This window comes from Rhizobium ruizarguesonis (assembly GCF_012349115.1).
Taxonomy (GTDB): domain Bacteria; phylum Pseudomonadota; class Alphaproteobacteria; order Rhizobiales; family Rhizobiaceae; genus Rhizobium; species Rhizobium ruizarguesonis.
Genome location: NZ_PQIG01000081.1, coordinates 1 through 26523, shown reverse-complemented (window position 1 = coordinate 26523; position 26523 = coordinate 1). Strand labels below are relative to the sequence as shown.

Below are 26523 nucleotides of genomic sequence, written 5' to 3'. Positions count from 1 at the left end.
GCGATTTTGCGGTTGTGCAGATGCGCCATTCTTTGCTAGCAGAAGCAACGTTTTGACCCGGCGCCCATGCCATCCCTCCCCTGTCGCGGGAGGCAAGGAAATTCGACATGCCAAACCTTCTTCTCGAACTCCGCTCCGAAGAGATTCCGGCCCGCATGCAGCGCAAGGCTGCCGGCGACCTGAAGAAGCTCGTCACCGATGCGCTTGTCGAAGCGGGTCTGTCCTACGAGGGCGCACGCGAATACTGGACGCCGCGGCGGCTTGCGCTCGACATCCATGGCCTGACGGCCCGCTCGGCCGATGTACGCGAGGAACGCAAGGGACCGCGCACCGACGCCAACGAAAAGGCGATCGAAGGTTTTCTGCGCGGCGCCGGCCTTTCCTCGGTCTCCGAGGCGCAGGTGGTGAGCGATCCGAAGAAGGGCGATTTCTACGTCGCGGTCATTTCCAAGCCCGGCCGCGCGGCGGAAGAGATCGTCACCGATGTGATGCCCGGCATCATCCGCGATTTTCCCTGGCCGAAATCGATGCGCTGGGGCAAGGCCTCGTCGAAGCCCGGCGCGCTGCGCTGGGTGCGGCCGCTGCAGTCGATCGTCTGCACTTTCGGGCCGGAGCATGAGGAGACCACCGTTATCCCCTTCGAGATCGACGGCATCACTGCGTCCAACATCACCTATGGCCACCGTTTCCATGTGCCCGAGGCGATCACGGTGCGGCGCTTCGACGATTATGCGGCGAACCTGGAAAAGGCGAAGGTGATCCTCGATGCCGAGCGGCGCAAGGACATCATCCTGCACGACGCCCGCGACATCGCCTTTGCCAACGGGCTGGAGCTGGTGGAAGACGAAGGCCTGCTGGAGGAAGTCTCCGGCCTCGTCGAATGGCCGCAGGTGCTGATGGGCAGCTTCGAGGAGGATTATCTCTCGATCCCCTCCGAGATTATCCGGCTGACGATCAAGACCAACCAGAAGTGCTTCGTTACCCGCAAACAGGGTGAGGAGACGCTTTCGAACAAGTTCATCCTCGTTTCCAACATCCAGGCGAGCGATGGCGGCAAGGAAATCGTTCACGGCAACGGCAAGGTGGTGCGGGCCCGGCTTTCGGATGCGCTGCATTTCTGGAAGCGCGACCAGGGCAACCTGCCGGATCTCGAAACGCTCACCGCTTCGGCGGCAAAGTTCGGCCTCGACATCAACAAGTCGCTCGACCAGCGCATGGCCAAGCTCGATGCGCTTGACGTGACGTTCCATGCCAAGCTCGGCACACAGGGCGCGCGTGTCGCCCGCATCCGCACGCTGGCCAAGGAATTGGCTGACATCACCGGCGCCGACCCGGCTCTGGTCGATCGCGCCGCCGTGCTCGCCAAGGCCGATCTGCGCACCGAGGCCGTCGGCGAATTCCCGGAACTGCAGGGCTTGATGGGCCGCAAATATGCGGTGCTGCAGGGTGAGGATGCCTCCGTTGCCGCAGCGATCGAGGACCACTACAAGCCACAGGGTCCGTCGGATCGTGTGCCGGAAAACAAGGTGGCGATCACCACCGCCCTTGCCGACAAGCTCGATACGCTGATCGGCTTCTGGGCGATCGATGAAAAGCCGACGGGGTCGAAGGATCCGTTTGCACTGCGGCGGGCCGCCCTCGGTGTCGTCAGGATCCTGCTGGAGCGAAGGATCCGCCTGCCGCTGCTGGCAACAACTAGGGATGGCGACCTGCTCTCCTTCTTCCACGATCGTCTCAAGGTCTATCTGCGCGACCAGGGCGCCCGCCACGATCTCATCGACGCCGTGCTGACACCCGATGCCGACGACCTGCTGATGGTGGCGCGCCGCGTCGAAGCGCTGACCGCCTTCATCACCTCGGAGGACGGCAAGAACCTGCTCGCCGGCACCAAGCGCGCGACGCAGCTGCTCGCCGCCGAGGAAAAGAAAGGCACCGTGATCGCCGACGGCGTTTCGCCAGCGCTTCTGAAGCTCGATGCCGAGAAAGAGCTCTTCGCCGCAATCTCAAGCGCCTCGAAGGATGCCTCGGACGCGGTTGCCGGGGAAGATTTCCGCTCGGCGATGGAAGCGCTTTCCAAACTGCGCGGCCCGGTCGACCGCTTCTTCGAAGACGTGCTCGTCAACGACGAGGACGCCGCCATCCGCGCCAACCGTCTCGCTTTGCTGCGACTGATCCGCGAGGCGACGGGAACGGTTGCGGATTTCTCGAAGATTTCGGGGTGATGTTCGGCCGCCATCGGCGGTCTGGCATTGCCGCGGCTCCGGCTGTATTCAAGCAGACATGCAGAGCAAGATTCTCGTCAGCGCCTGTCTCATGGGGCACGCCGTCCGCTATGACGGGCGGGCGAAGCCGTTGCTTCATCCGGTAATCGAGACATGGCGGGCCGAGGGCCGGTTGGTGACGATCTGTCCGGAGATGTCGGCGGGCATGACGGTGCCGCGGCCGCCGGCGGAGATTGCTGAGGCGGCAAGCGGCGAAGAGGTGCTGGCCGGCAAGGCGCGGGTTGTCGAGCTGACGGGCGCCGACGTAACGGAAGAGTTCCTGCTGGCGGCGGAAAATGCCGTGGCGCTCGCAAGGCAGGCCGGCTGCCACTATGCGCTGCTCATCGACGGCAGCCCCTCCTGCGGATCCGGTTTCATCTATGACGGCACGTTTTCCGGCCGCAAGCAGGCCGGCGCCGGCGTGACGGCGGCGGCGCTGAAAGCTGATGGCGTCGAGGTGTTTTCCGATCGCGAGATCGAACAGCTGATCGAGCGTATCGGGCAATGAGCCTCAAAAGGCACGGCCGCCGGAGAACCGACGGCCGCTAAAAATTTGGTGATAAAAACGCTTTTGTCCCCGCGTCGTTTTTGTTTTTACGCAATTCCTGACGGAAAACCGCTACACACTTTTCCTGGAATTGCGCTAGGCGGCGCGGCGACCCTGATGCATGGCCGGGGCAGCGCTTTCGCCACTGACGCGGAAGCCGCGGATGAGATCGATCAGCTCGTCGGTATCGCTGGCCAGCGTCTCGGCCGATGCCGTGGTCTCCTCGGCCATGGCGGCATTCTGCTGGGTGGCGGCATCGAGCTGGTTCATCGACGAGGAGATCGAGCGCAGCGTCGTATCCTGTTCGGAGGCGCTATGGGCGATCTTGGCGACGATCTCGTTGGCGGCCTTGATCTGGTCGGAGATGCGCTTCAGCGCCTCGCCTGCCTCGCCGACCAGGCGGACGCCATGGTCGACCTGGCTGGAGGAGCGGGCGATCTGGTCCTTGATCTCCTTGGCGGCAGCGGCGGAACGCTGGGCGAGTTCGCGCACTTCCTGAGCGACGACCGCAAAACCCTTGCCGGATTCACCGGCGCGGGCTGCCTCGACGCCGGCATTCAGCGCCAGAAGGTTGGTCTGGAAGGCGATTTCGTCGATGACGCCGATGATCTTGGTAATCTCCGAGGACGACTTCTCGATGCCGCTCATCGCCTCGATCGCCTGGGTGACGATCGCATCGCTATGGGTGGCTTCGGTGCTGACCGAATGGACGCGCTTGCTCGCCTCATGGGCGCCATCGGCCGTCTGGCGGACGGCGACGGTGAGCTCATCGAGAGCGGCTGAGGTTTCCTCCAGGCTGGCGGCCTGGCGCTCGGTGCGCTGCGACAGCTCGTTGGAGGCGCGGCGGATCTCTTCCTTGCTGGTGCCGATGTCGGTGCCCTTGGCGCTGACCTTGGCCATGGCGGCTTCGAGATGCGACAACGCATCGTTGAAGTTGTCGCGAAGGGCGGCGTATTTCTGGCCGAGATCGGCGCAGCGGACGGTGAGATCGCCACGGGCAATCATCGCCAGCGCCTGGCCGATCGTCGTCACCACCCGCGCCTGCAACGTTGCTTCATCCTGCTGCTGGCGCAGATTGTTTTCGCGCTCGCTTTCCAGCGCCAGCTGCTGGGCCGCCTCGCGATCCGACATCGCATGGCGTTCCCTGATCTTTTCCTGCAGCGACTGCGTCGCCTTGGCCATCATCCCAACTTCATTGTTCATCCCGGTATGCGGGATGGTGATCGAAACATCCTCTTCGGCGACCGACTGCAGGGCGGCATGGACGTTGTTGAGAGGTCCCGATATGCCGCGGATGACGAAATATGCCGCTGTCATGGCAAGGAAGAACAGAACGATGCTGCCGGAGAGCGCGGTCAGGATCGTGCTGTTTATCTGAGCATCGAGATCGTCCATGTAGACGCCGGTGACGACGACGACCTTCCAGGGATCGAAGGCCTGTGCATAGGCCGTCTTGCGAAAATCGCCAGCGGGCTGGCCCGGTTTGGCTGTGGAATAATATTCGACGAGACCGCCGCCCTGCTGCCCGAGCTTGACCAGCTCTTCGCGATAGAGCTTGCCTTTGCTGTCCGGCTGGCCCTTGTTGACCTGACCGACTTTCGCGGCATCATAATGGAACATCATCTGGATGTCGTAGCTATAGCCGAAGAAATAGCCATCGGGGTCGTATTTCATCGCATTGACCGTGGCGTAGGCCTGCTTCTGGGCGTCTTCCAGCGTCATTTCGCCGGCAGTCACCTTGGCCTGGTAGATTTTGAGAACAGAGACTGCAGACTGCACCTCCGCCCGCAGCATGTCATAGCGCTCCTTGTAGATCGCATCCACCGAGGAGCGGATCTGCAGGGAGGTGGCAATCGCAAAGGCGATCATCAGGCCGACGACAAGCAATATGAGCTGCTTCGATATCTTCAAATTTTTCATGACGCCTCGCAACGGGAATGGATAGCTGCATTCCGGCGCGGTTTTCTACCGCCTGTGCGAGCGCGCCGAAAAAGAGGACGCGTCTACCGCTGCTAAAATAAACATGCTGCGACCGGGTAAAGTGACAATTGATGCTCACCCTATAAGAAAGCTTTAATTTTATTGTTCGCGATGTGAACTTCCCTGAAAATCAGGGGGTAGAGTTAGGCACACCGACGGATTTTCATCCGCAGGCCTAATATCATTTCTTTTTCGAATTCTCAGCTTGCCCGGTGCATCAAAACATGAATGCACCCCCGCTGCTCATCGAGGGTGCATTCGGCCCACCAGTGGTGGCCCCCCAAACGATCGAAATCTTGATCAGGCGGGGGCAGGGAATTTGTTGTTTACGCAATTCCAGGCGGAAAGCCGCTACGCGCTTTCCTGGAAGTTGCTCCTAGAAACGCAGCTTGAATTCGGAAGCGTTAAGCGCTGCCGGTTGTTCCGCCATACCTGCCACAACGGGCTTGGCGTCGCCGCCAATGACGGCCGCGGTGGTTGCATTCATGTCGATGCCGTCTACCGGCGCCGCCGCCGGCGCGGCCGCAATCATGGATTCAGGCGTCGCCTTGCTGACGAAAACGACGGGCGAGCCGCCCATCCAGCCTTCGGTGCGATAGATCTTCTTTTCACCGCCGACATCGCGGATTTCACTCGCCTGGAGGACGCCGGGCTTCAGCTCCGGCACCGTATAGTCCTTCTTGGTCAGCTCGGCCTGGAGCGGCGGGCAATGGGCGCAGGTTTCGGTAACGATGCTGCCATCATCGCGCGGCGCAGTCTTGCCGACCACCTCTATCGAGGACGCCATCGCAGAACCTGCCATCAGCAGGATTGCCGCACCGAGGAAAATCTGACGCATCAACGCTACTCCGTCTCATCTTGGGAGCAAATTAGCGCAGCTTTGTTTCTATCCCGTCAGGGGAAAGGGTAAAAATTTAAAGAACGGGCCGGTTTATACTCATTCCGAGCCGGTTTCGCGCTCGATCGCCCGCCAGCCGATGTCACGCCGGCAGAAGCCGTTTTCCCATCTCACCCTGTCGAGCAGCGCGTAGGCGCGGTCCTTGGCCTCGGCGACCGTGCCGCCCGACGCGGTAACATTCAGCACGCGGCCGCCGGTCGCAACCAGTGCACCGTCTTTCAGACCCGTGCCGGCATGAAACACCTTCTCGCCCTCGCCTGCATCAGGCAGGGAGAGGATCGGCGTATTCTTCTCGTAGGCGCCGGGATAGCCCTTCGAAGCCATGACCACCGTCAGCGCCGGATCGTCGTTCCATTCGGCGTTGACCTGATCGAGCGTGCCATTGGCGGTGGCAAGCAGCAGCGGCAGGAGATCGCTCTTCAACCGCATCATCATCACCTGGCATTCGGGATCGCCGAAGCGGACATTGTATTCGATCAGCTCCGGCCCCTTCTGGGTGATCATCAGCCCGGCGAAAAAGACGCCGGAGAAAGGATGACCGCTCTCGGCCATGCCGCGCATCGTCGGTTCGATGATCTCTTTCATCGTGCGCTCGACCATCTGGGCGGTCATCACAGGCGCCGGCGAATAGGCGCCCATGCCGCCGGTATTGACGCCGGTATCGCCCTCGCCCACCCGCTTGTGATCCTGGGCGGTTGCGAGCGGTAGCGCATGTTTGCCATCGCAAAGGCAGAAGAAGCTCGCCTCCTCGCCATCGAGATAGGCCTCGACGACGACTTCGGCGCCGGCAGCGCCAAAGGCGCCTTCGAAGCAGTCGTCGACGGCGGCCAAAGCTTCATCGAGCGTCATCGCAACCGTCACGCCCTTGCCGGCGGCAAGGCCGTCGGCCTTGACGACGATCGGCGCGCCCTCGACGCGGATATAGGCTTTCGCCTTCGGTCCATTGTTGAAGCGCTGGTAGGCGCCTGTCGGAATATCGTAGCGGGCGCAGATATCCTTGGTGAAGCCTTTGGAACCCTCGAGCTGGGCTGCGGCAGCGGAGGGACCGAAAACCGCCAGGCCATCGGCGCGCAGCCGGTCGGCGAGGCCGGCAACCAGCGGCGCCTCCGGGCCGACGACGATGAAATCGATCGCCTTGTCCTTGCAGAAGGTCGCGACCGCTTGGTGATCCTCGATGTCAACGGGCACCAGCACGGCGTGTTCGGCAATGCCGGGATTGCCGGGTGCGGCGTAGAATTCCGTCATCAACGGCGATTGCGCCAGCTTCCAGGCGAGCGCATGCTCGCGTCCGCCCGATCCGATCAACAGAACCTTCATGCGCCACCCTTTCCTGTTTCGTCTGGCGGTTAAGGGCGAAGGACCGAAAGGTCAAGCGGGAAAGCTACCAACCCCCGCCTCCGCCGCCTCCGCCGCCCCCGCCGGACGAGCCGCCGCCGGAAAAACCGGAGGAAGAACTCGATGGCGGCGGCGAGGGAATCGTCGAAGCAATGGTCGAGGCCATGGAAGAGGAAAAGCCGCCGATACGATCGGAGAAGCTGCCACTGTTGAAATTGCCGGCATACCAGGCAGGCGCATAGGCAGCGGCCGCACCGGCGGCAGCTGCCGCAAGCCAGGTTTCGAAAGTGCGCGACCAGGGCTTTTCGACGCCGAGCGCCACCGCATAGGGCAGCAGCGTCTCGAAATGCTGCGGCGACATTTTCGGGGCGCCGGCCGTGTTCATCCGGTCCTTCTCGGCAAGCGTCAGATACTGGCGCAGGCCGTCTATGCCATCCATCATCTTGGCGCCGAGCGGGGTCGGCGCGCCCATGATGAAGAAATAGAGGATGTTCAAAAGCACGATGCCGCCGACGGCAAAGAGCATCGGCGTTTCATGCAGCTCCATCAGCGACGAGGTGAGCGCCATCACCAAGATCGCCAGGATGCTGATGCCGACGAAGGCGCCGATCGCGGCGGAGATGATGGCGATGATCTTGCCGAACAGCGACTTGCCGCGATGCAGCGATCTGACGAGGCCGGCGACGAACACCGCGACGAAGACCGAGATGGCGATTGGAATCAGCATGAGCGCGATCGTGTCGGGCTCCAGCGAACCGAAGACGAACAGTATCACCAGGGCGGCGGCGCTGAGCACGACGCCGCCTGCGGTATAACCGAGGTTGGAATTGTAATATTTGCCGCGGTGTTCCTTCTCGATCGCCGAGCGGAAGGCCTGGCCGACGGACTTCACCCGCTCGCCATTGGCCTTGTCGATCGTCAGCGTCGAGCCGGCGCCGCCGGCAACCTTCAGCAGTTCGATCTCGCCGGCCTGGAATTTCTCCTTGCCGAGCGGCTTGCCGGTGCCTTGGATGACGATCGAATTCTCCAGATCTTCGAGCTTTACGTAACCGCGGACGGCAAGATTGAGCGCGGTGGCGGAAAGCGCCGTCCAGCCCTCGCCAGAGAAACCCTTGTTGTCGATGTAGTTGACCAGCGCCGGCGAGATACCATCAGGCGCGTCCCAGCGCGGCACGACGACGCCGCGGGCAGGATCGCGGCCGACCTTCAGCCAGGAGCGCGTGTAATAGGCGAAAACGAGGATCAGGCCGCCGAAGCCGATGAAATAATTGCGGTTGTCCTTCAACCACCAGGTGCTTTCCATATCCGCGCTCGGCGGATCGATCGAACCCTTCGGCATGCGGATCGCGAAGGTTAGGCCTTCGTGGGCATCGAGCGGCGCGGTGGTGGAAAAGACCAGGCCAGCGCCGGTTTCGCTGACGCGGGCATTCTTTTCCGTCGCGCCTTGGGGGCCGGTGAAGAAGGTCGTCTCCGCCGCGCCGACGGCAGGCGGCAGCTTCACCGTCGCGGTTGCCAAGCGGATCGGGAAGATCCAGCCATTGCCGGTGACGTTCCAATAGAGTTCGTCATGATCGTCGAAATAGCGGATCTGGCGGTTGGTCCTGTAGGTGAAGACATATCGATGACGGCCCGGCGTCACCGTCACATCGGCAGAACCGGCATAGATGCGGATGCCGCCCGATATCGATTCGGTGTGCCAGGGCTCGTTATCGCCATCGCGCTGGACCGACACCACATCGAAATCGACGCTGCGGCGGCGGCCCGCGGCATCGGTGAAATGGAGCGGGAAGTCACGGAAGATGCCGTGGTTGATCTGGTTGTTCTCTGCATTAACGGTGATCGTTTCCGTCACCGTCATCGCTCCGCTCTTTTCGAGCGTGATATCGGAGGCGAAGCTGTCGATAACCTCGGCGGCAAACACCGCCGGAGCCGCGAGCATCAACAGCAGCGCAAAGCAAAATCCGAAAAACCGACGCCCCATCCCTGTCTCCCCGCCGGCAGCCTCGGCTGCGTTTCGTCAATCATTGTCCTGATAGGTCACGCCGAGTGCCGCCAGCGTCCGCCAATAGGCGGGGAAGGTCTTGCCGACGCAATCGGGATCGAGAATGGTGATGCCGTCGATCTTCAGCCCCGCCAGCGCGAAACTCATGGCGATGCGATGGTCGGCGAAGCTGTCGATCTCCGCCGGCAGATGCCTGCCGGCAAGTGCGGGATCCGACTGCACGATCAGATCGTCGCCCTCTTCGCGGGCAAGCCCTGAAACAATGCGGTTGAGGCCGGTCGAGAGTGCCCGGATGCGATCGCATTCCTTGACGCGCAGATTGGCGATGCCGACGAAGCGAACCGGCGTCTCGTTGAAGGCGGCAAGCACGGCAAGGGTCGGAACGGCATCCTGCATCTGCGAGCCGTCGATCTCTGCCGGCAGATGCGGGAATTTGGCGATCATGTCGTAGGCGCGCGCATCCGGCTGCGAAAAGGCGTCGGAGGGAACACCGAGATCGATCGCGCCGCCGGTCAGCACTTCGGCGGCCCAGAGATAGGTCGCAGCCGAGGCATCCGGTTCGACGATGAAATCGGCGGCGCGGTAGCCGGTCGGCTCGACGCGCCAGGTGACGGGGCTGGTCTTCTCGACCTTGGCGCCGAAAGCCTTCATCGCCGCCGTGGTCAGATCGATATAGCCGAGCGCACCGATATCCTCGCCGACGAGTTCGATGTCGACCGGCCGGTCGCCGCCGGTCGCCATCATCAGCAGCGCCGAAACATACTGGCTGGACAGGCCGCCATCGATGCGGATGCGGTCGGCCTGGAAGCGGCCGGTTCCCTTGACGGTGACCGGCGGGCAACCGGTCTCTGCGGTCACGTCGATGCCGAGCGTGCGCATCGCCTCGACCAGCGGACCGATCGGGCGCTTGCGCATATGTTCGTCGCCATCGACGATCACGGTGCCGTCGACCAGAGCCGCAGCGGCCGTCAGGAAACGTGTCGCCGTGCCGGCATTGCCGAGGAAGAGCGGCGCCTTCGGCGGCAGAAGCCTACCGCTGCCGGTGACGACGAAGGTGGTATCGTCAGGCTCGTCGATCGCGACACCCATGGCGCGTAGCGCATCGGCCATATAGCGCGTATCGTCGCTCTTCAGCGCCCCGGTCAGCCGGCTCGTGCCCTTCGCAAGGCCGGCGAGCAGCAGGGCGCGATTGGTGATCGACTTGGAGCCCGGCGGCATGGCGCGGCCCGAAAGCGGTTTTCCCGGCGGGATGATCGTGAGTTTGGCTGTGCGTGTCATGCTGTTCTTCCGTCCATAAGGCGACCCTAAAGCGCGTCGCGATCTGCCCTTGCTCTTAATCGCTTTCTGGCAAAGGCAAAATGCCGGATCGTCAGAATTTCACGGTGGGGACGGCGCGGTCGGCCTCGTTGGTGATCTCGAAATATTCCCGCTTGGCAAAACCGAACTGGCCGGCAACGAGATTGGACGGGAAGCTTTCGACCTTGACGTTGAGGTCGCGGGCAGCGCCGTTGTAATAACGCCGCGACATTTGCAGCTCGCCTTCCATGGTTTCCAGCGAAGCCTGCAGCTCGGCAAAATTCTGGTTGGCCTTGAGATCGGGATAGGCCTCGGCGAGCGCGATGACGCGGCCGAGCGCCTGGCCGAGCAGACCTTCCGCCTGCGCCCTGCCCGCAACATCGCCTGATGGCACGGCTTGCGCCTTGTTGCGGAGCTCAACCACCTCTTCGAGCGTGGTCTTTTCATGGGCGGCATAACCCTTGACCGTCTCGATCAGGTTCGGGATCAGGTCGGCACGGCGCTTGAGCTGGACATCGATGCCCGACCAGGCCTCTTCCGCCATCTGCCGCGCGCGAACCAGGCCGTTGTAGACGAAGATGAGATAGAGCGCGACCAGAACGATGACGCCAAGTGCAATATACATCGCGAATCCCCCGCAGCGAAGTAATGTCCGGGCGGACACTAAGCGGTTTTGCCGGCTGCCGTCAAACGCCGATATCTCCGAGGATTCGGGGTGCCCGACCAGCCGTTTATATGGACGATACGGCTGGAGAGCTGTTGCGTTATGCCGCCTCTTTGCCCAGGTTGATGCCGCCCGCATCAGTCAGCAGGAAGGCTTCGCCGCAGGCCTTGGCGAGCGTGCGTACGCGCAGGATATAGCTCTGGCGCTCGGTGACCGAGATGACGCCACGGGCATCGAGCAGGTTGAAGACGTGGCTTGCCTTGATGCACTGGTCATAGGCCGGGAAGACGCATTTGTGCAGGCGCTGGTTGGCGTTGTCGCCGGGGGCACCGGCATCGAGCAGCGCCCGGCATTCCTTCTCGGCATCGACGAAGTGGCGATGCAGCATCTCGGTATTGGCGAATTCGAAATTATGGCGCGAATATTCCTGCTCGGCCTGCAGGAAGACGTCGCCATAGCTGATCTTCTCGTCGCCGTCGCGGCCGTTGAAGTTCAGGTCATAGACATTGTCGACGCCCTGGACATACATGGCGAGGCGTTCGAGACCATAGGTCAGTTCGCCGGCGACCGGTGAGCATTCGATACCGCAGACCTGCTGGAAATAGGTGAACTGCGAGACTTCCATGCCGTCGCACCAGCATTCCCAGCCGAGGCCCCAGGCGCCGAGCGTCGGGCTTTCCCAGTCGTCCTCGACGAAGCGGATATCATGCAGCAGCGGATCGAGACCGATCGCCGCCAGCGAGCCGAGATAAAGCTCCTGCAGGTTTGGCGGGTTCGGCTTCAGGATGACCTGGTATTGGTAATAATGCTGCAGCCGGTTCGGGTTCTCACCATAGCGACCGTCGGACGGCCGGCGGGATGGCTGGACGTAAGCGGCCTTCCAGGGCTTGGGGCCGAGGGCGCGCAGCGTGGTGGCCGGATGGAAGGTACCGGCGCCGACTTCCATGTCGTAGGGCTGCAGCACCGCGCAACCCTTGTCCGCCCAGTAGTTATGCAGGGTCAGGATCAGCGCCTGGAAGGAGCGCTTCGGGTTCATATGGTCTGGGATAGCTGACATCGAACGGCACCGATTGCATGGGATTTATCGGCGCGACAGGTGCCATGGAGGGCGGCAGGGGTCAAGACTTTTGCGCTATTCGGGAGCAACAGCCACCAGCTTCGCCTTTTGGGCTGATTGAGAACGCCGTGGGTGGAAAGGGGACTTATCGCAGAGCCAGATGCATAACCGACGTAGGGGCGTCGAATGCTGAACATCAATCCGTTTGGCTATTGAGCGCGGCCACTTGGAAGACCGGCGCGCGCAAGGTCTGCGGCGGCTTGATCGAGAATGGAGGGATCTCGGAAGTTCCAGGCCTGCCGCCACGACTGGATCGTCGCAGCCGGCGTTGACTTGAGCATCTTCTCGACGGCAGCTCGGGCGTCTGCCTGGCGCCCAAGACGCATATAGGCGACGGCTAGCTGCAATGGAGCGTCGGCGAATTCCGTGGTCTTCAGCACCTCAACTGCGTCTTCGTTTTTGCCAAGCACGATAAAGATGAAACCTCGCACGTAGTTCACGAACCACGACAATCCCGGATCCCGCGCGGCGGCAGCGTCGGTCAACTCCAGCGCCTTTTCCGGCTGGCCGGCCTGTAGGAAAATACTTGCTCCATCCGTGAGCGTGAAGGCGTTATATGGTGCCGCCGCGATAGCCTTGTTCATCGCCACAACAGCCCCATCATGATCCCGCTTCAGCGTTAGGAGCCAGGCGTTAAGCCAGTTTGCCAGTCTCGTTACCTGCGGACTAAGGTTCTTGTCTGCGAGGACTTGATTGACCAGCCGCTCCGCCTCCTGAAGATCTTTCTGTGGGTCAGAACTGTAGAGCAATGCAACTATTAACCAGTGAGACCACCCTAGCTCCACGGTCAGCAAGGGGGAGCCTGGGAACACCTGCAATCCCTGTCGTGAAATTTCACCTGATCGCTCGAGACCTTCCTTCGTGTAAAGGTTCAACTGGCTTTCGGCGCGCAGGTAGTAGTCGTATTCCGCGAGGTTGGTGCTGTCCTTCCCCCAAGCCTGACTATAATCTGCTTTGCGGATGGCTCCGAATTCACCAGTCATCGCCCCCACGATCTTGGCGGTCAACTCATCCTGGAGCGCCCACGGGTCGGTTCCGGACTTGTCGAAGCGGTCTGCCCAAACATGGTCCCCCGTCTTGGCATTGATAAGTTGCGCAACAATGCGCACCCTATCGCCTTCCTTGCGCACACTGCCCTCGACGACATAGCCAACGCCCAGCTCCGTGCCGATCTGGCGGATGTCGCCTTGCTTGTCCTCATACGCAAACGACGAGGTTCGCGAGACCACGGCAATGTCAGAGAAGCGCGAGAGGATGGCGATGACGTCGTTCGCCACGCCTTCTCCCAAGTACCCTAGGCTCTTGTCGGCACTCAGATCCTTGAAGGGAAGCACGGCGACAGATGGGATCGTACTTGAGACTGGATGAGAGGTCATCGTCACCGGATAGTATAGCGCCATCCAGGCGGCCAGTACGGCCACCACGGCTGCCGGGATTCCAAGTGCCCACCACAGTCGACCGATCCCGCGCTTGTGCAGAATGCGTCGGCGGAACGGGGCGTCGATGCGCACATGGTAGACGTCGATTGGCTCCTCGATGTTCTTAACCTTCTGCCGCCCCGCGGAGTCGAAGCGAAACGCGAGCTTTTTGTCGACCTCCCTCGCCACCTTACCTGAAATACAGATACCGCCGGGAAGCGCGAGTTGCTCCAGCCTGGCCGCGATGTTCACGCCTTCGCCATAGCGGTCGTCGCCATCTACGATCACTTCGCCGATGTTGATGCCGATGCGGACGTTGAACCTTTCCTCCTCTGCGACAGAGGCGTTGCGCTCTGCCATTCCGCGCTGGAGAGACACCGCACATTCGACAGCGTCGACCACGCTGCCGAACTCTGCGAGGAGGCCGTCGCCCATGAGCTTGAAGACCCGCCCATGATGCCCCGCAATCTCGGGCTCAAAAAGCTCAGTGCGTCGCGCTCGAAGGCGGTCAAAGGTGCCCGCTTCGTCTTGCTCCATAAGCGCGGAGTATCCGACTACGTCGGCGGCCAGGATTGCAGATAATCTGCGTTCCATGTCTTAGCTCCCAACAGGAATTCCGCGCTAAACAATGTACATGATTTTGCCGCATGTTTCACGCGCGGCCGCAGAGTCGATCCCAGGGAGTTGGGTCTTGGTCTTCCGTTTGCTTCACCGGTTTACGACAGCGTGACGCAGCTCCGTTTTTTCACACGGTGCGTGAGGCTGAGGCCGCATGGCAGTCGAGACGCAACGATGATGGCGATGGGTACGGTTCGGGCGGTGCTAGATTCGGCCGCGCCGTTGACAACTCGAGAAACCAGCGTTTGGTGGCAATTGCTACCTTATAGCGGACTCCTGCGGCGGCGGAGAAGCGTCGAATGCCGATAGGGGAGAGGAATTCCGCTGCCCCTCACCTAACCCTCGCCCCGCAGGCGGGAGTCCGAAGGACGGGTCGAGACCCGTGGCTCGACCCCGGTCGATGGCGGCCGCCGGATGAGGGGCAAGCGCTGGGTGAGAGGCAATGGCGACTCCTCTTATTCGCCCTCGCGCTTCAGCCGGTATTCTCCGGTTGCCGGGTCCTTGACCAGCGTGCCGATCGCGCCGGTCTGGCGCTCCTTTTCAGCACGGCGCGACTTTTCGGCGAGCTTGCGGGCATCAGAGACGAAGCGGCGGTAAAGCCACCAAGCTGAGAAGACTAGGATCAGAATGGTAATTAACTGCGGCATGCCCCTCTCTTGCTCCCTTCAAAGCCCGAAACGGCTCCACAATGCTCTCTCTTCCGCCGCTTCGACAAGCCCTGTCGCGAGACCGGATGCAGCGCCCTCGAGCGAAACCGGCGACACGCCTGGAATTCGGCGGCCGAACAGGCCTCGGCCGGCAGTGACGAGCTCCAGCTTGGTCTTCTGGCCGTAGCGCCTCTTCAATTCCTGGCGCATGTCGCCGAGGCCATCGATGAGGCCGAGCTCGAGGCCGCGCGTACCGCTCCAGAACAGGCCGGAAAAGACCGTCGCATCATCCCTCAGCTTGCCGGCGCGACGCTCGCGCACCATCGAGATGAAGACTTGGTGGATTTCGAGCTGCAGGCTCTTCAGGTACTCGATATCCTTTTCCTTTTCCGGCTGGAAAGGATCGAGGATCACCTTGTTTTCGCCCGCCGTATAGACGCGGCGTTCGACGCCGATCTTCTTCAAGAGTTCGGGAAAGCCGAAACCGCCGGAGACGACGCCGATCGAGCCGACGATGGAGGTGGCATCGGCAATGATCTCATCGCCGGCGAGCGCGATCATGTAGCCGCCGGAGGCGGCGACGTCCTCGACGAAGACCAGAACCTTCTTCTGCTTCTCGCGGGCGAGCTCGCGAATGCGGGTGAAGATCAGGCGCGACTGGACGGGCGAGCCGCCCGGCGAATTGATGGAGATGGCAACCGCCGGCGCGTCCTTCATGGCGAAGGCCTTTTCCAGAACCGGAGAGACATTGGCGAGATTGAGGGTCGGCCGGAACTGGCCGCCGCCGCTGATGATCGCCCCCTGCAGCCGGACGACCGGGATGGTGATGCCGTCCTTGCGGAACCGTTTCGGCATCAGTTTTCTCAAGAATCCGGCCATTTTCCATCCTTCGCTTCGGGTCGCAGGATCGCAGTTTGCGATCGGCATCCATGTATGCGCTGGAACGGCAAACGCAATGGCGGCGTTCTTGAAAACATTGGGCCTGAAAACATCAGGTTTGATTTTGTTGTTGCGAATGACTTGCATTATCATTCTAATCCGTCATATTGCGCTGACGATAAAACAGGTGGAAATCGCATGGACGTCCTCAATCCGAATGCAAAGAGCGGCTGGCGGCACGAACGCGGAGAGGGATCGCTCTCCGATGTCTACCGCACCGTCGGAACCGGGCGTCACAGCTCGACATGGCGAAGGGCGGCAGCTTTCGCCGGGCCGGGCTACATGGTCGCCGTCGGTTACATGGACCCCGGCAACTGGGCGACATCGCTCGCCGGCGGCTCGAAATTCGGATACGCGCTGCTCACCGTCGCGCTGCTTTCCAACCTTATGGCGATCGTGCTGCAAGCGCTCTGTGCGCGCCTGGCGATCGCTTCCGGGCGCGATCTTGCGCAGGCCTGCCGCGACGCTTTTCCGAGATATGTCTCGGTGCCGCTCTGGGCCCTTGCGGAAATCGCCATCATCGCCACCGATATCGCCGAGGTGATCGGCACGGCGATCGGCCTCAACCTGTTGATGGGTATCCCGCTCGAACTCGGCGTGCTGATCACCGCGCTCGATGTCTTCGTGATCCTCTTCCTGCAAAAGCTCGGCTTCCGCTGGGTGGAGGCCTTCATCATCGCGATGCTCGGCGTCATCGCGGTCTGTTTCGGCGTGCAGATCCTGCTTGCCGACCCGCAATGGGGCGCCGTCCTCACCGGCTTCTTCCCGACCACCGAGATCGTCACAAATCCGGAGATGCTCTATCTGGCGCTCGGCATTCTCGGCGCGACCGTCATGCCGCACAATCTCTATCTTCACTCCGGCATCGTGCAGACGCGGGCCTACGGCCATACCGTTCCCGAGAAGAGGGAGGCGCTGACCTTTGCGACGATCGATTCCACGGTGGCGCTGTGTTTCGCGCTGCTGATCAACGCCTCGATCCTGATCCTTGCGGCGGCCGCTTTCAATGCGCACGGCAAGACCGACGTCGTCGAACTCGGCGAGGCCCATTCACTGCTATCGCCGCTGCTCGGCCTCGCCATCGCGCCAACGCTCTTCGGCATCGCGCTTCTCTGCTGCGGCCTCAACTCGACGGTGACGGCAACGCTTGCCGGCCAGATCGTCATGGAAGGCTTCCTCAAGATCCGGCTGAAGCCGTGGGTACGCCGGCTGATCACCCGCGCCATCGCCATCGTGCCTGCGGCGATCGTCACCATCTGGTACGGCGATCAGGGCACTGCACAGCTGCTGATCCTGACACAGGTGGTGCTCAGCCTGCAGCTTTCCTTCGCCGTCTTCCCGCTGGTGATGTTTACCGCCAGCAAGGCCAAGATGGGCGAACTGGTGGCGCCCCGCTGGCTGAGCGGCATCGCCTATCTGATCGCGGTCGTCATCGCCGGGCTAAACGTCAAGCTGCTCTTCGACTTCGTCACCGGCTGAAGCAATTCCAGGAAAAGTGTGGCGCCAGTCTAGAGCCTGGCGTAGGCCGCCCGGCCATTGTTGAAATCATCGACGAGAGGGGAGAACTTGTGGCTCCCCTCTTCGTGCATGATGAGGGCCGCACGCAGCGACAGCCGCGCCCGCGATCCCTTGATACCAGTCACCAGGATACGGACGGCATTTTCACCCGGACGCGGGTGGATAGCGGTGATCTCGATGCCGCCGAAACGCCGGCCGCAAGCGGCAACGATCTCGGCGATCGACTGTGGCCTGGCGATCAGCGACATTTGCCCGCCTGGGATCATGATGGCGCCGGCCGTGCGGATCCAGCTTTCGAACAGGCCGTCGGTCATCGCATGGGCTTCTGCCTTCAGCGCATCCGGCGTGCGCCGGTCGCCGGCGTCGTTGAAGGGCGGGTTCATGATGACGTGGTGGAAGCTCTCATCGGTGAGCCCCGCATCGTTGCGCGCCTTGGCGGTCAGCGTCACATCGGCCTCGACGACGCTGACGCGGCCCGCGACATGGGCATTGTCGGGCAAGAGGATGCTGCGGCGGGCATAATCGGCCATCTCGGCCGAACGCTCGAAGAGCACCACTTGCGTATTGGCAAGCCGCGAGGCGACGGCAAGACCGGCGGCGCCGGCGCCTGCGCCGAGATCGGCAACCCTGACCGGGCGATCGTCGGCGACCAGAGCCGCAAGCAGCATCGCATCCATGCCGGAGCGATGGCCCCTGCCCTTCGGCTGCATCACATGGAAGGCGCCGCGATGAAAGGCATCGATGGTGTCAGTGGTTTCCCCGGTCATCGGAGCTCACTTCCGCTCGCGCAACTCGCCACCGAGACCCGCATCGATGAGGATGCGGCGCGCCTGATCGGCCATCTCCTCATCCACCAGCAGGCGGCGCGACAGCATGCCGAGCGAGCCTTCCAGCACGCTCATGCCCTGATCGGCGATGAAGCAGTGAATTCCCGCATCCTTCATCAAACTCTCGGCATAGGAGAGAAGAACGGGGTCGTTGGCGCGGATAAGCTCATGCATTTGCCGTCGTTTTCCTTCCAATTTCGCTCAGCGCGACAATTCACCCCTTGCCGCGTCCATCGCCCCTTTCTATTGTCAGGTGCAAAGAATGAACAGGAGTCCGGGTCGTTGGGCGTGGTCATACCGCTTGAAGAAAGCAAAAACAAACTGGCATCCATCAAGCCATTGGTCGATCTCACCAGGGCGGACATGGAGCGAGTGAACCAGCTCATTCTGTCCAAGGCCGGCTCCGACGTGCAGATGATCCCCGAAGTGGCGAACCATCTGATCTCATCGGGCGGCAAGCGGCTGCGGCCGATGCTGACGCTGGCTTCCGCCTCGCTGTTCGACTACAGGGGCGAAAACCACGTCAAACTCGCCACGTCAGTCGAGTTCATGCACACGGCGACGCTGCTGCATGACGACGTCGTCGACGAGAGCGATCTTCGCCGCGGCAAATCGACGGCACGGATGATCTGGGGCAACCAGGCAAGCGTGCTGGTCGGCGACTTCCTGCTCGGCCAGGCGTTCCGCATGATGGTCGATGTCGGCTCGCTCGATGCGCTCGACGTCTTGTCTTCCGCCGCCTGCGTGATCGCGGAAGGCGAAGTGCTGCAGCTTTCCGTCGCCAAGAACATGGAGACGACGGAGGACGATTATCTCTCCGTCATTCGCGCCAAGACGGCGGCCCTCTTTGCCGCTGCCGCCGAAGTCGGGCCGATCGTCGCCGAGGTCGGCCGGTCCGGCCGCAATGCGTTGAAATCCTACGGCATGAATCTTGGGCTCGCCTTCCAGCTCGTCGACGACGCGCTTGATTACGGCGGCAAGGCGGCCGATCTCGGCAAGAATGTCGGCGACGATTTCCGCGAAGGCAAGATCACCCTGCCCGTCATTCTGGCCTATCGCCGCGGCACCGAGGACGAGCGCGCCTTCTGGCGCGATGCGATCGAAGCCGGCAACAGCACCGACGCCAACCTCGAAAAAGCGCTGGGGCTGATCACCAAATATGGCACGCTCAGCGACACGATCGGCCGCGCGATCCATTACGGAACGATCGCACGGGACGCGCTTGCGCCCCTTCCCGATACGGTCTGGAAATCCGCCCTGATGGAAGTGATCGACTTCTGCATCGAGCGCGTCAATTGATCAAACGTCCTTGATCGCAGGCTGATTTTCTTGCAGCGCCGCTTCAAAAAAGCCATCCTGTTGTGAATCAGTGATCGCAACTGGTTTTGCGACCGACACCATTTGTCGGGACGCTGTCGAAGAAAGGTTTCCTAATGCGGCAGAGACTTGCCATCCGTCTTCTTACGAGCGCAGCGCTTGCAGCTGTCCTTTCGCTGGGCGGTGTCGGCGGCGTGAACGCCGAGGATGCGGCCAAGGCAGACGATGCCGGCACGGCCGCTCACTTTGATGCGGACAGCGTGACCACTTTCTCCGGCGCCTTCCTCGCGGCGCGCACCGCCGATGTCGACCATGACTACGAAACGGCGATCGAACTCTACAAGAAGGCGCTGCAGATCGAGCCCGGCAATCCCGAGATTCGCCAGCGGCTGATGATCTCGCTGCTGCTCAATGGCGACATCAAGGAGGGCGTCAAATACGCCAACGACCTGAAGGGCGATCCTTCCGTCGAGCGCATCACCACGATCGTGCGCGGCATGGATGCCGTGCGCCGCGACGACTACAAGACCGCCGAGTCCATCCTGAAATATAAGGGGCCGAACGATCTCGACCGGATGATGAACGACCTGCTGCTGGCCTGGGCCCGTGTCGGCGCCGGCCGCGGCAAGGAAGCGCTTTCCATGGTCGAGAAGATGAAGGGGCCGGACTGGTTCCGCATCTTCCAGAATTATAATGCTGGCGCGATCGCCATCGTCGCCGGCGACGTGAAATCCGCCCGCCAGCATCTGAACGATGCCGTGCTCGACAAGGAAGGCGGCGCGACGGCGCCGGATACCTTCATGCGCGCGGTGATGGCGCTTGCCCGCCTCGAAGCAACACAAGGCAACAAGCAGAAGGCGCTCGACGCCGTTTCCGTCGGCGACAACCTGTTGCCGAACTATGCGCCGCTGAACGCGCTGCGCGACAGCATCGAAAAGAACGAGAAGCAGGAACAGCAGGTCAAGACGGCCGAAGAAGGGGCTGCCGGCGTGCTCTTCTCCGTCGGCGGCGCGCTGAACCGCGACGGCGCCGAGGACATCGTCTCGCTGTACCTGCAGACGGCCAATGCGCTCGATCCGAACAGCGCCGATACGCTGGTGCTGCTCGGCGGCATCGCCGAGAAGCAGAACCAGATGGACCGCGCCATCGCGCTCTACAAGAAGGTGCCGGAGAATTCGCCGATGCGGCGCATCTCCGAGCTGCAGCTCGGCCTTGCCCTTGCCCAGGGCGGCAAGGTGGACGAGGCGCGCAAGCACCTGCAGGCGCTGATCGCCTCCGACCCGAAGGACATCCGCAGTTACCTCGCCTATGGCAGCGTGCTCTCCGACGCCAAGGACTACGCGGCGATGGCCACCAATTACGACAAGGCCGTCGAAGCGATCGGCCCCATTCCCGGCCGCGCCAACTGGAGCGTCTTCTTCCAGCGCGGCATTGCCTATGAGCGGCTGAAGAAGTGGGATCAGGCGGAGCCGAACTTCCGCAAGGCGCTGGAGCTCAATCCCGACCAGCCGCAGGTGCTGAACTATCTCGGCTATTCCTGGATCGACATGAACCGGAACCTCGACGAAGGTCTCGGCATGATCAAGAAGGCCGTCGACCTTCGCCCTGACGACGGCTACATCATCGATTCGCTCGGCTGGGCCTATTTCCGCCTCAACCGCTTCGACGATGCCGTCGACGAGCTGGAGCGGGCCGCACAGATCAAGGCCGGCGACGCGACGATCAACGACCATCTCGGCGACGCCTACTGGCGCGTCGGGCGCAAGCTCGAGGCCGTCTACCAGTGGAACCGGGCGCTCAGCTCCGAGCCCGAAGCTGCCGAGATCCCGAAGATCAAGGACAAGGTCGCCAACGGCCTGCCCCCCGCCAGCGACGATGCCAAGGCGGCCGACAAGAAGCAGCCGGATCCGGCACCCGTTATCCCGCCGCCGGTCGACAAGAAATCCTGACGGGCGGGAGGCATGCCTGAAAAGGACTTGGCCGGATACAGATCAAAGAAATAGAGCATGATGTCGTCCGAAAACCGCTCACACTTTTCGGCATCATGCTCCAGCATCACCGAGGAAGCTCGCGCGAAGATCAACCTGGCCCTGCATGTGACGGGCCAGCGGCCGGATGGCTATCATCTGCTCGATATGCTGGTGACCTTCGCAGATCACGGCGACCGGCTGGACTTCGTGCCGTCGCCGACCGATGAGTTCACCCTGTCGGGCCGTTTTGGCGGAACACTTGCCGGCGACGGCGGCACCAACCTGGTGCTGAAGGCCCGCGACCTCCTACGCGGGGCGATCGGTCCCCTCGCCTTCCCCATCCGCATCCATTTGGAAAAGAACCTGCCGATCGCCTCCGGCATCGGCGGCGGCTCGGCGGATGCGGCTGCGACGCTGCGCGGGCTGATGCGGCTCTGGGGCGCGACGTTGCCCGAGGAGGCGCTTGCAGCTCTCGCCCTGAAGCTCGGCGCAGACGTGCCGATGTGCCTTGAGAGCCGGCCGCTGATTGCCCGCGGCATCGGCGAAGAGCTCGAGCCCGTGCCGGAGCTGCCGGCCTTTGCCATGGTGCTCGCCAATCCGCTGAAGGGCGTCTCGACGCCCGAGGTTTTCCGCCGGCTGGCGGAGAAAAACAATCCGGCTCTGCGCCTGGCACCGAGCCGGCCTCAGACTGCCGACTGGCTCGCGGCAATTGCTGCTGCCCGCAACGACCTGGAGCCGCCGGCGCGCGAACTCGTGCCCGAGATCACGGCGATCTCGGCGATGCTGCAAGCGAACGGCGCGCTTCTGACCCGCATGTCCGGTTCCGGCGCCACCTGTTTCGGCATCTTTGCGGCCATGACTGACGCGGAAGATGCGGCGGCAGCTCTTCACGACGCGCGCCCTGACTGGTATTTCCAGGCGACGGAAACGGTTTCGGGAGGCGCATGATGGCAGGTCTGGACGAAAAGCGGCCCTTCATCGCGGTCGGCATTGCGGTTCTGACTGTCTCGGATACCCGCACGCCGGAGACGGACAAGTCAGGCGACACGCTGGCGGCGCGGATCACGGAGGCAGGCCACAGGCTGGTCGACCGGGGAATCGTGCCCGATGATCGCACCGCGATTGCCGCGCGGGTGAAGGCCTGGACTGAGAACGAAGACATAGACGTCGTCATCACCACTGGCGGCACCGGCTTTACCGGCCGCGATGTGACGCCCGAGGCGCTGGAGCCTTTGTTCGAAAAGCGGATGGACGGCTTTTCCGCCATCTTCCACCGGATCTCCTACGAGAAGATCGGCACCGCGACGATCCAGTCGCGCGCCACGGCAGGCGTTGCCAACGCCACCTTCATCTTCGTGCTGCCGGGTTCACCCGGCGCCTGCCGGGATGCCTGGGACGGCATTCTGAAAGGACAGCTCGACTATCGCAGCGCGCCGTGCAATTTCGTCGAGATCATGCCGCGTCTGGACGAGCACCTGAAACGCGGCGCGACGAAATAGACTGCGGCAACAACGGCATTCCCTAAAGCGCGTCGCAATCTTTCAGATTCGCTCCTTGCGCTTTAGGTCTTTTTTTTACGCATGTCGTTATCGCAAAAACCGCCGCACACTTTTGCGCGACATGCGTTATGTCGCGAGGCCCGGCAAGATGGGCATCGTGTCCCAGCTATCACCCGACAGCAGGACGCAGCTTATCCCGTGAACATCCGTGACGATGAGTGTCCAGGTGCCGCTTTCGGCGGCATAGACCTCGAGAATGGCGTTCTGGTTGATCAGTCCGACTGCCGTGAGCTTTTCCGCGAAGTTCTTGTCCAGGAAATTGACGATTTCGGGTCGGCCTGCGCAACTGCGCATCATCTGCGATGCTGCCGAATGCGGATGCGCGATCACCAATGTCGGCAATATGACGGCGATGAGGCCGTAGACCATACTGCGTACCATGACGCACCTCCTTTCGCCGGGACCCCGGCAGAAGAGGAGATTTTCGCTGACCTGTTCTGCCGTTCACCGGCATTCCATGGCCATTCCGTTGCGAAGCGAGGCGCTTCGACGGCGCCATGTTTGAATTATAGCGCAAAATCCTATTGGGCGCCATCTTTTGCGCGAACTATGGAGAGGGGCGCGACACCTACCGCGCAGCGCGGGCGACCCAGGAGGGAATGAGTTCACTCGCCAACCGGCGCGGCTTCTGGCCCTTGACGAATTCGGTCAGCTGCATGCCGCTTTTGGCGATGGCGAGTGCCTGCTTCTTCGGCAGGAGAAAGCCGAGTTCCAGCGGCGGCACGGCCCGGCCGACACGCTGGAAGAACGGGCGCCGGTAGCCACGCGATGCGGTGAAGCGCGCCGGCAGTTTGTTCAGCGCCACATATTCGGCGACCTCATCGATCCAGCCGGCCTGGGGTCTTGCACCCGGCTCGACGAAAAGCAACCATTCGCCGCGGGCGGCGCGGACGATGTCCTTGATATCCCATTGCGAATGGAAGCGGCAGCCGGCGGCGTCGGCGACCCGCGAGGTGCCGTCGCGCGAGCCGTGATCGAGCACGATCACATCGCTCACAAGCCCCTCCACCGCGCCTGCCACCAATACCGATAAGGTCTGTGCCAGCTCAGATTCCTGATCCTGACATTCGAGAACAACCGTCAACATTGACTATTTATAATGCGCCGCACAAATTTTTGCCAGCGCCGTTTTCCTCATTTTGTTCTTGCATTGTTCTCATTTTGCGGATAGGAATTTAATCAGCAAAACGGGCGGGAGCGATGGCTTTCCGCCGCGGGAGAATCCGATGAGAGAGCAGTCCCTGGCAGGGCAGGCCGCATTCGCGCCTGCCAATACGGCAGATATTGCCGATGCGATGATCGTTTCCTCCGGTCTGAGAGTCGAGGTCGATCGGCGGCGCGGGCGTGGGGCGGGACTGAACCCGACAGGGCGGTTCGAGGCGCTGCAGCGGGAGACCGTCGACGATGGCTGGCAGACGTGGGAAGAACTGCCGCCGTTCAAGACGGAAGTGCAGGTCGAGAAACCGCGCACGACAATCACCCGCAACGAATCGCCGGACATTCCCTTCGATCGTTCGATCAATCCCTATCGCGGCTGCGAGCACGGCTGCATCTATTGCTTCGCCCGGCCGACGCACGCCTATATGGGGCTTTCTGCAGGGCTCGATTTCGAGACGAAGCTGTTTGCCAAGCCCGATGCGGCAAAACTCCTGGAGCGGGAACTCGCCAAACCCGGCTACAAGGTGCGGGTGATCGCGATCGGCACCAATACAGATCCCTATCAGCCGATCGAGAAGGAATGGCGCATCATGCGCGGCATTCTCGAGGTGTTGAACAAGGCGAACCATCCGGTGTCGATCGTCACCAAGTCGGCGATGATCCTGCGTGATCTCGACATTCTGCAGGAGATGGCAAGCAAGAACCTGGTGCGCGTCGGCATCTCGGTGACCACGCTGGATCGCAAGCTTGCCCGGACGATGGAGCCACGTGCCGCCACGCCGCCGCGGCGGCTGGAGACAATCCACACGCTTGCCGAAGCAGGCATCCAGACGGCTGTGCTGGCCGCCCCGCTCATCCCGGCACTGAACGATCATGAGCTGGAGCGTATTCTCGAATCGGCGAAGGCTGCCGGTGCTGCCGAGGCGAGCTATGTCATCCTCAGGCTGCCGCTCGAGGTCAGCCCACTGTTTCGCGACTGGCTGCTGCAGCACTACCCCGATCGTTACCGGCATGTGATGTCGCTGGTACGCTCGATGCGCGGCGGCAAGGATTACGATGCCGAGTTCGGCAAGCGCATGAAGGGCGCCGGTCCCTATGCCTGGCAGATCGCCCGGCGCTTTGAAATGGCCGCCCGACGTTTCGAGCTGACGCGCCGCAGCATGCCGCTGCGCGACGATCTGTTCGTGCCGCCCGATGGCAGCGGCGTGCAGCTGTCGCTTCTTTGATTTTTGAGCTTGCGCATCGGCTCTCGAGAAACCGCCTGTTTTCGAGCCCGAGCGCAATTCCCGCGGATGGCCCTGACCGCCACCATCCGCCGGAGCGTCCCCGGCCGCCGCCCTGATCCGGGGACTTGCGGGCAATCGGGTTGGCGTGCGAGGTTCAGCCGCATGAAACCTCGCACGTCACCCGATTCTCCCCTGCTTTTCGACACAGTTCCGCTCGTGCCGGATTTCCGACTGGAACTCAAAGCCCGCAAGGCCGGCCACTGGCCGGTCGCCGGCGCCGACGAGGCAGGCCGCGGGCCGCTGGCGGGACCCGTCGTTGCTGCTGCCGTCATTCTCGATCCAAAGCGCATCCCTGAGGGTCTGAACGATTCCAAGCAGCTGTCGGCGCAACGGCGCGAGGAACTGTTCGTGCAGATTCTGGCGACCGCGACCGTCTCCATCGCCTCCTCCAGCTCGACGCGCATCGACGAGACGGATATCCGCAAGGCAAGCCTCGACGCCATGCGCCGCGCCATCTGCAGCCTCGCCATTCCGGCCAGCTACGTGCTGACCGACGGGCTCGACGTGCCGCCCGGCCTCGATTGCCCCGGACAGGCCGTGGTCAAGGGCGATGCCCGTTCGGTCTCGATCGCCGCCGCCTCGATTGTCGCCAAGGTGACGCGTGACCGGATGATGGCGCGAGCACATAGCGTGTTTCCGGATTACGGTTTTGCCGCGCATGTGGGCTATGGCACGGCACAGCACCGCGCCGGCATCGAGAAGCACGGCCCCTGCTCCCTGCACCGGATGAGCTTCAGGCCCTTGCGCAAGACCGAGAACGGTCCTGAGACGGACGAGTTGCTTTCCGAATAGGTCAACTTCAAGAAGAATGAGAAGGCCAGAACACGCGCTATAAAAGGCGCGTGAGGAACGGAGAGGTTGCTGCATGTCCTCTTCTCCCCTCGGGGAGAAGGTGCCGGCAGGCGGATGAGGGGGCCGCGCGGCACATCCGTCCCATTATCCTATTCGCCGCGCCACGTCACAGCTACCTGAACCTAGTCGAGATGACGACAGCGCGGTCGAAGCTCGTATGAGCGTTGCTCGGGAAGGCCAGCTTCGCCGGCCCCCTCATCCGCCCTACGGGCACCTTTGTAACTTCCCTTTACCCGCTCCTGGCGCTGTAATGCCTGTTGCGGTGGCGGATGGAAGACCGATGCACCTTTGGGACACCAAGCCCGTGGGAGAGC

General features: G+C 62.3%; 23 protein-coding genes. 9 read left to right on the top strand and 14 right to left on the bottom strand.

The window, feature by feature from the left end; genetic code table 11:
* Window positions 1–107: 107 nt before the first annotated feature.
* Window positions 108–2222 carry a glycine--tRNA ligase subunit beta gene (gene glyS / locus C3Y91_RS18540; RefSeq protein ID WP_018070098.1) on the top strand — a complete coding sequence of 705 codons (2115 nt, stop codon included), beginning with the start codon at window positions 108–110 and terminating at the stop codon, window positions 2220–2222.
* A 58-nt stretch (window positions 2223–2280) separates the two neighbouring features.
* A complete protein-coding gene (locus C3Y91_RS18535) occupies window positions 2281–2769 on the top strand; it encodes a 2-thiouracil desulfurase family protein (RefSeq protein ID WP_024321285.1) in 489 nt (162 codons plus the stop codon).
* Window positions 2770–2904: 135 nt separating this feature from the next.
* Here C3Y91_RS18535 and C3Y91_RS18530 read toward each other — a convergent pair whose 3' ends face one another.
* The 10 genes from C3Y91_RS18530 to C3Y91_RS18485 all read right to left on the bottom strand — a co-directional run bounded on the left by C3Y91_RS18530 (window position 2905) and on the right by C3Y91_RS18485 (window position 15662).
* The gene (locus C3Y91_RS18530) at window positions 2905–4728 is read right to left on the bottom strand and encodes a methyl-accepting chemotaxis protein (protein WP_024321286.1); all 1824 of its coding nucleotides are present in this window, start codon (window positions 4726–4728) and stop codon (window positions 2905–2907) included.
* A 436-nt stretch (window positions 4729–5164) separates the two neighbouring features.
* Window positions 5165–5626 (bottom strand): plant virulence effector HPE1-like domain-containing protein, encoded by a 462-nt coding sequence (locus C3Y91_RS18525; protein WP_024321287.1) that lies wholly within the window; start codon window positions 5624–5626, stop codon window positions 5165–5167.
* A 99-nt stretch (window positions 5627–5725) separates the two neighbouring features.
* Complete coding sequence (gene purD, locus C3Y91_RS18520) at window positions 5726–7003, bottom strand: phosphoribosylamine--glycine ligase (protein WP_130770174.1); 1278 nt, start codon at window positions 7001–7003, stop codon at window positions 5726–5728.
* A gap of 64 nt (window positions 7004–7067) precedes the next feature.
* Window positions 7068–9002 (bottom strand): DUF2207 domain-containing protein, encoded by a 1935-nt coding sequence (locus C3Y91_RS18515; protein ID WP_168575668.1) that lies wholly within the window; start codon window positions 9000–9002, stop codon window positions 7068–7070.
* 36 nt (window positions 9003–9038) lie between these two features.
* The gene (locus C3Y91_RS18510; protein WP_131589413.1) at window positions 9039–10301 is read right to left on the bottom strand and encodes a 3-phosphoshikimate 1-carboxyvinyltransferase; all 1263 of its coding nucleotides are present in this window, start codon (window positions 10299–10301) and stop codon (window positions 9039–9041) included.
* Window positions 10302–10392: 91 nt separating this feature from the next.
* A complete protein-coding gene (locus C3Y91_RS18505) occupies window positions 10393–10944 on the bottom strand; it encodes a LemA family protein (RefSeq protein ID WP_130664145.1) in 552 nt (183 codons plus the stop codon).
* A 139-nt stretch (window positions 10945–11083) separates the two neighbouring features.
* Window positions 11084–12040, bottom strand: coding sequence for a glycine--tRNA ligase subunit alpha (locus C3Y91_RS18500; RefSeq protein WP_130664144.1), 957 nt, complete (start codon window positions 12038–12040; stop codon window positions 11084–11086).
* A 209-nt stretch (window positions 12041–12249) separates the two neighbouring features.
* Window positions 12250–14112 (bottom strand): adenylate/guanylate cyclase domain-containing protein, encoded by a 1863-nt coding sequence (locus C3Y91_RS18495; protein WP_130664143.1) that lies wholly within the window; start codon window positions 14110–14112, stop codon window positions 12250–12252.
* 479 nt (window positions 14113–14591) lie between these two features.
* Window positions 14592–14783 carry a membrane protein gene (locus tag C3Y91_RS18490; RefSeq protein WP_003556931.1) on the bottom strand — a complete coding sequence of 64 codons (192 nt, stop codon included), beginning with the start codon at window positions 14781–14783 and terminating at the stop codon, window positions 14592–14594.
* An 18-nt stretch (window positions 14784–14801) separates the two neighbouring features.
* Complete coding sequence (locus C3Y91_RS18485; protein ID WP_018495057.1) at window positions 14802–15662, bottom strand: S49 family peptidase; 861 nt, start codon at window positions 15660–15662, stop codon at window positions 14802–14804.
* Window positions 15663–15860: 198 nt separating this feature from the next.
* Here C3Y91_RS18485 and C3Y91_RS18480 point away from each other — a divergent pair, with 198 nt between their 5' ends.
* A complete protein-coding gene (locus C3Y91_RS18480; protein WP_075224753.1) occupies window positions 15861–17201 on the top strand; it encodes an Nramp family divalent metal transporter in 1341 nt (446 codons plus the stop codon).
* Between the two features lie 29 nt (window positions 17202–17230).
* Here C3Y91_RS18480 and C3Y91_RS18475 read toward each other — a convergent pair whose 3' ends face one another.
* Both C3Y91_RS18475 and C3Y91_RS18470 read right to left on the bottom strand, forming a co-directional pair.
* Window positions 17231–18007, bottom strand: coding sequence for a tRNA1(Val) (adenine(37)-N6)-methyltransferase (locus tag C3Y91_RS18475; protein ID WP_130666618.1), 777 nt, complete (start codon window positions 18005–18007; stop codon window positions 17231–17233).
* Window positions 18008–18013: 6 nt separating this feature from the next.
* Window positions 18014–18241, bottom strand: a complete 228-nt coding sequence (locus C3Y91_RS18470; protein WP_024321294.1) for a putative signal transducing protein — start codon at window positions 18239–18241, stop codon at window positions 18014–18016.
* 108 nt (window positions 18242–18349) lie between these two features.
* On the opposite strand from C3Y91_RS18470, the gene C3Y91_RS18465 reads away from it, so the two are divergent.
* The 4 genes from C3Y91_RS18465 to moaB all read left to right on the top strand — a co-directional run bounded on the left by C3Y91_RS18465 (window position 18350) and on the right by moaB (window position 22853).
* A complete protein-coding gene (locus tag C3Y91_RS18465) occupies window positions 18350–19366 on the top strand; it encodes a polyprenyl synthetase family protein (protein WP_018070111.1) in 1017 nt (338 codons plus the stop codon).
* 134 nt (window positions 19367–19500) lie between these two features.
* On the top strand, window positions 19501–21333 hold the full coding sequence (locus C3Y91_RS18460) for a tetratricopeptide repeat protein (protein ID WP_168575667.1): 1833 nt from the start codon (window positions 19501–19503) through the stop codon (window positions 21331–21333).
* 57 nt (window positions 21334–21390) lie between these two features.
* Complete coding sequence (locus C3Y91_RS18455) at window positions 21391–22302, top strand: 4-(cytidine 5'-diphospho)-2-C-methyl-D-erythritol kinase (protein ID WP_130681060.1); 912 nt, start codon at window positions 21391–21393, stop codon at window positions 22300–22302.
* The gene (gene moaB / locus C3Y91_RS18450) at window positions 22302–22853 is read left to right on the top strand and encodes a molybdenum cofactor biosynthesis protein B (protein ID WP_130682748.1); all 552 of its coding nucleotides are present in this window, start codon (window positions 22302–22304) and stop codon (window positions 22851–22853) included. The genes C3Y91_RS18455 and moaB overlap by 1 nt, the downstream gene beginning before the upstream one ends.
* A 126-nt stretch (window positions 22854–22979) precedes the next feature.
* Here the strand turns inward: moaB and C3Y91_RS18445 are convergent, their stop codons facing one another.
* Both C3Y91_RS18445 and C3Y91_RS18440 read right to left on the bottom strand, forming a co-directional pair.
* The gene (locus C3Y91_RS18445) at window positions 22980–23294 is read right to left on the bottom strand and encodes a hypothetical protein (protein ID WP_018070116.1); all 315 of its coding nucleotides are present in this window, start codon (window positions 23292–23294) and stop codon (window positions 22980–22982) included.
* Window positions 23295–23481: 187 nt separating this feature from the next.
* The gene (locus tag C3Y91_RS18440; protein WP_024321297.1) at window positions 23482–24000 is read right to left on the bottom strand and encodes a glycosyltransferase family 2 protein; all 519 of its coding nucleotides are present in this window, start codon (window positions 23998–24000) and stop codon (window positions 23482–23484) included.
* Between the two features lie 139 nt (window positions 24001–24139).
* Between C3Y91_RS18440 and C3Y91_RS18435 the strand changes: the two genes are divergently transcribed.
* Window positions 24140–25297 carry a PA0069 family radical SAM protein gene (locus tag C3Y91_RS18435; protein ID WP_130664142.1) on the top strand — a complete coding sequence of 386 codons (1158 nt, stop codon included), beginning with the start codon at window positions 24140–24142 and terminating at the stop codon, window positions 25295–25297.
* 162 nt (window positions 25298–25459) lie between these two features.
* Window positions 25460–26149, top strand: a complete 690-nt coding sequence (rnhB, locus tag C3Y91_RS18430) for a ribonuclease HII (RefSeq protein ID WP_018070119.1) — start codon at window positions 25460–25462, stop codon at window positions 26147–26149.
* Window positions 26150–26523: the final 374 nt, after the last annotated feature.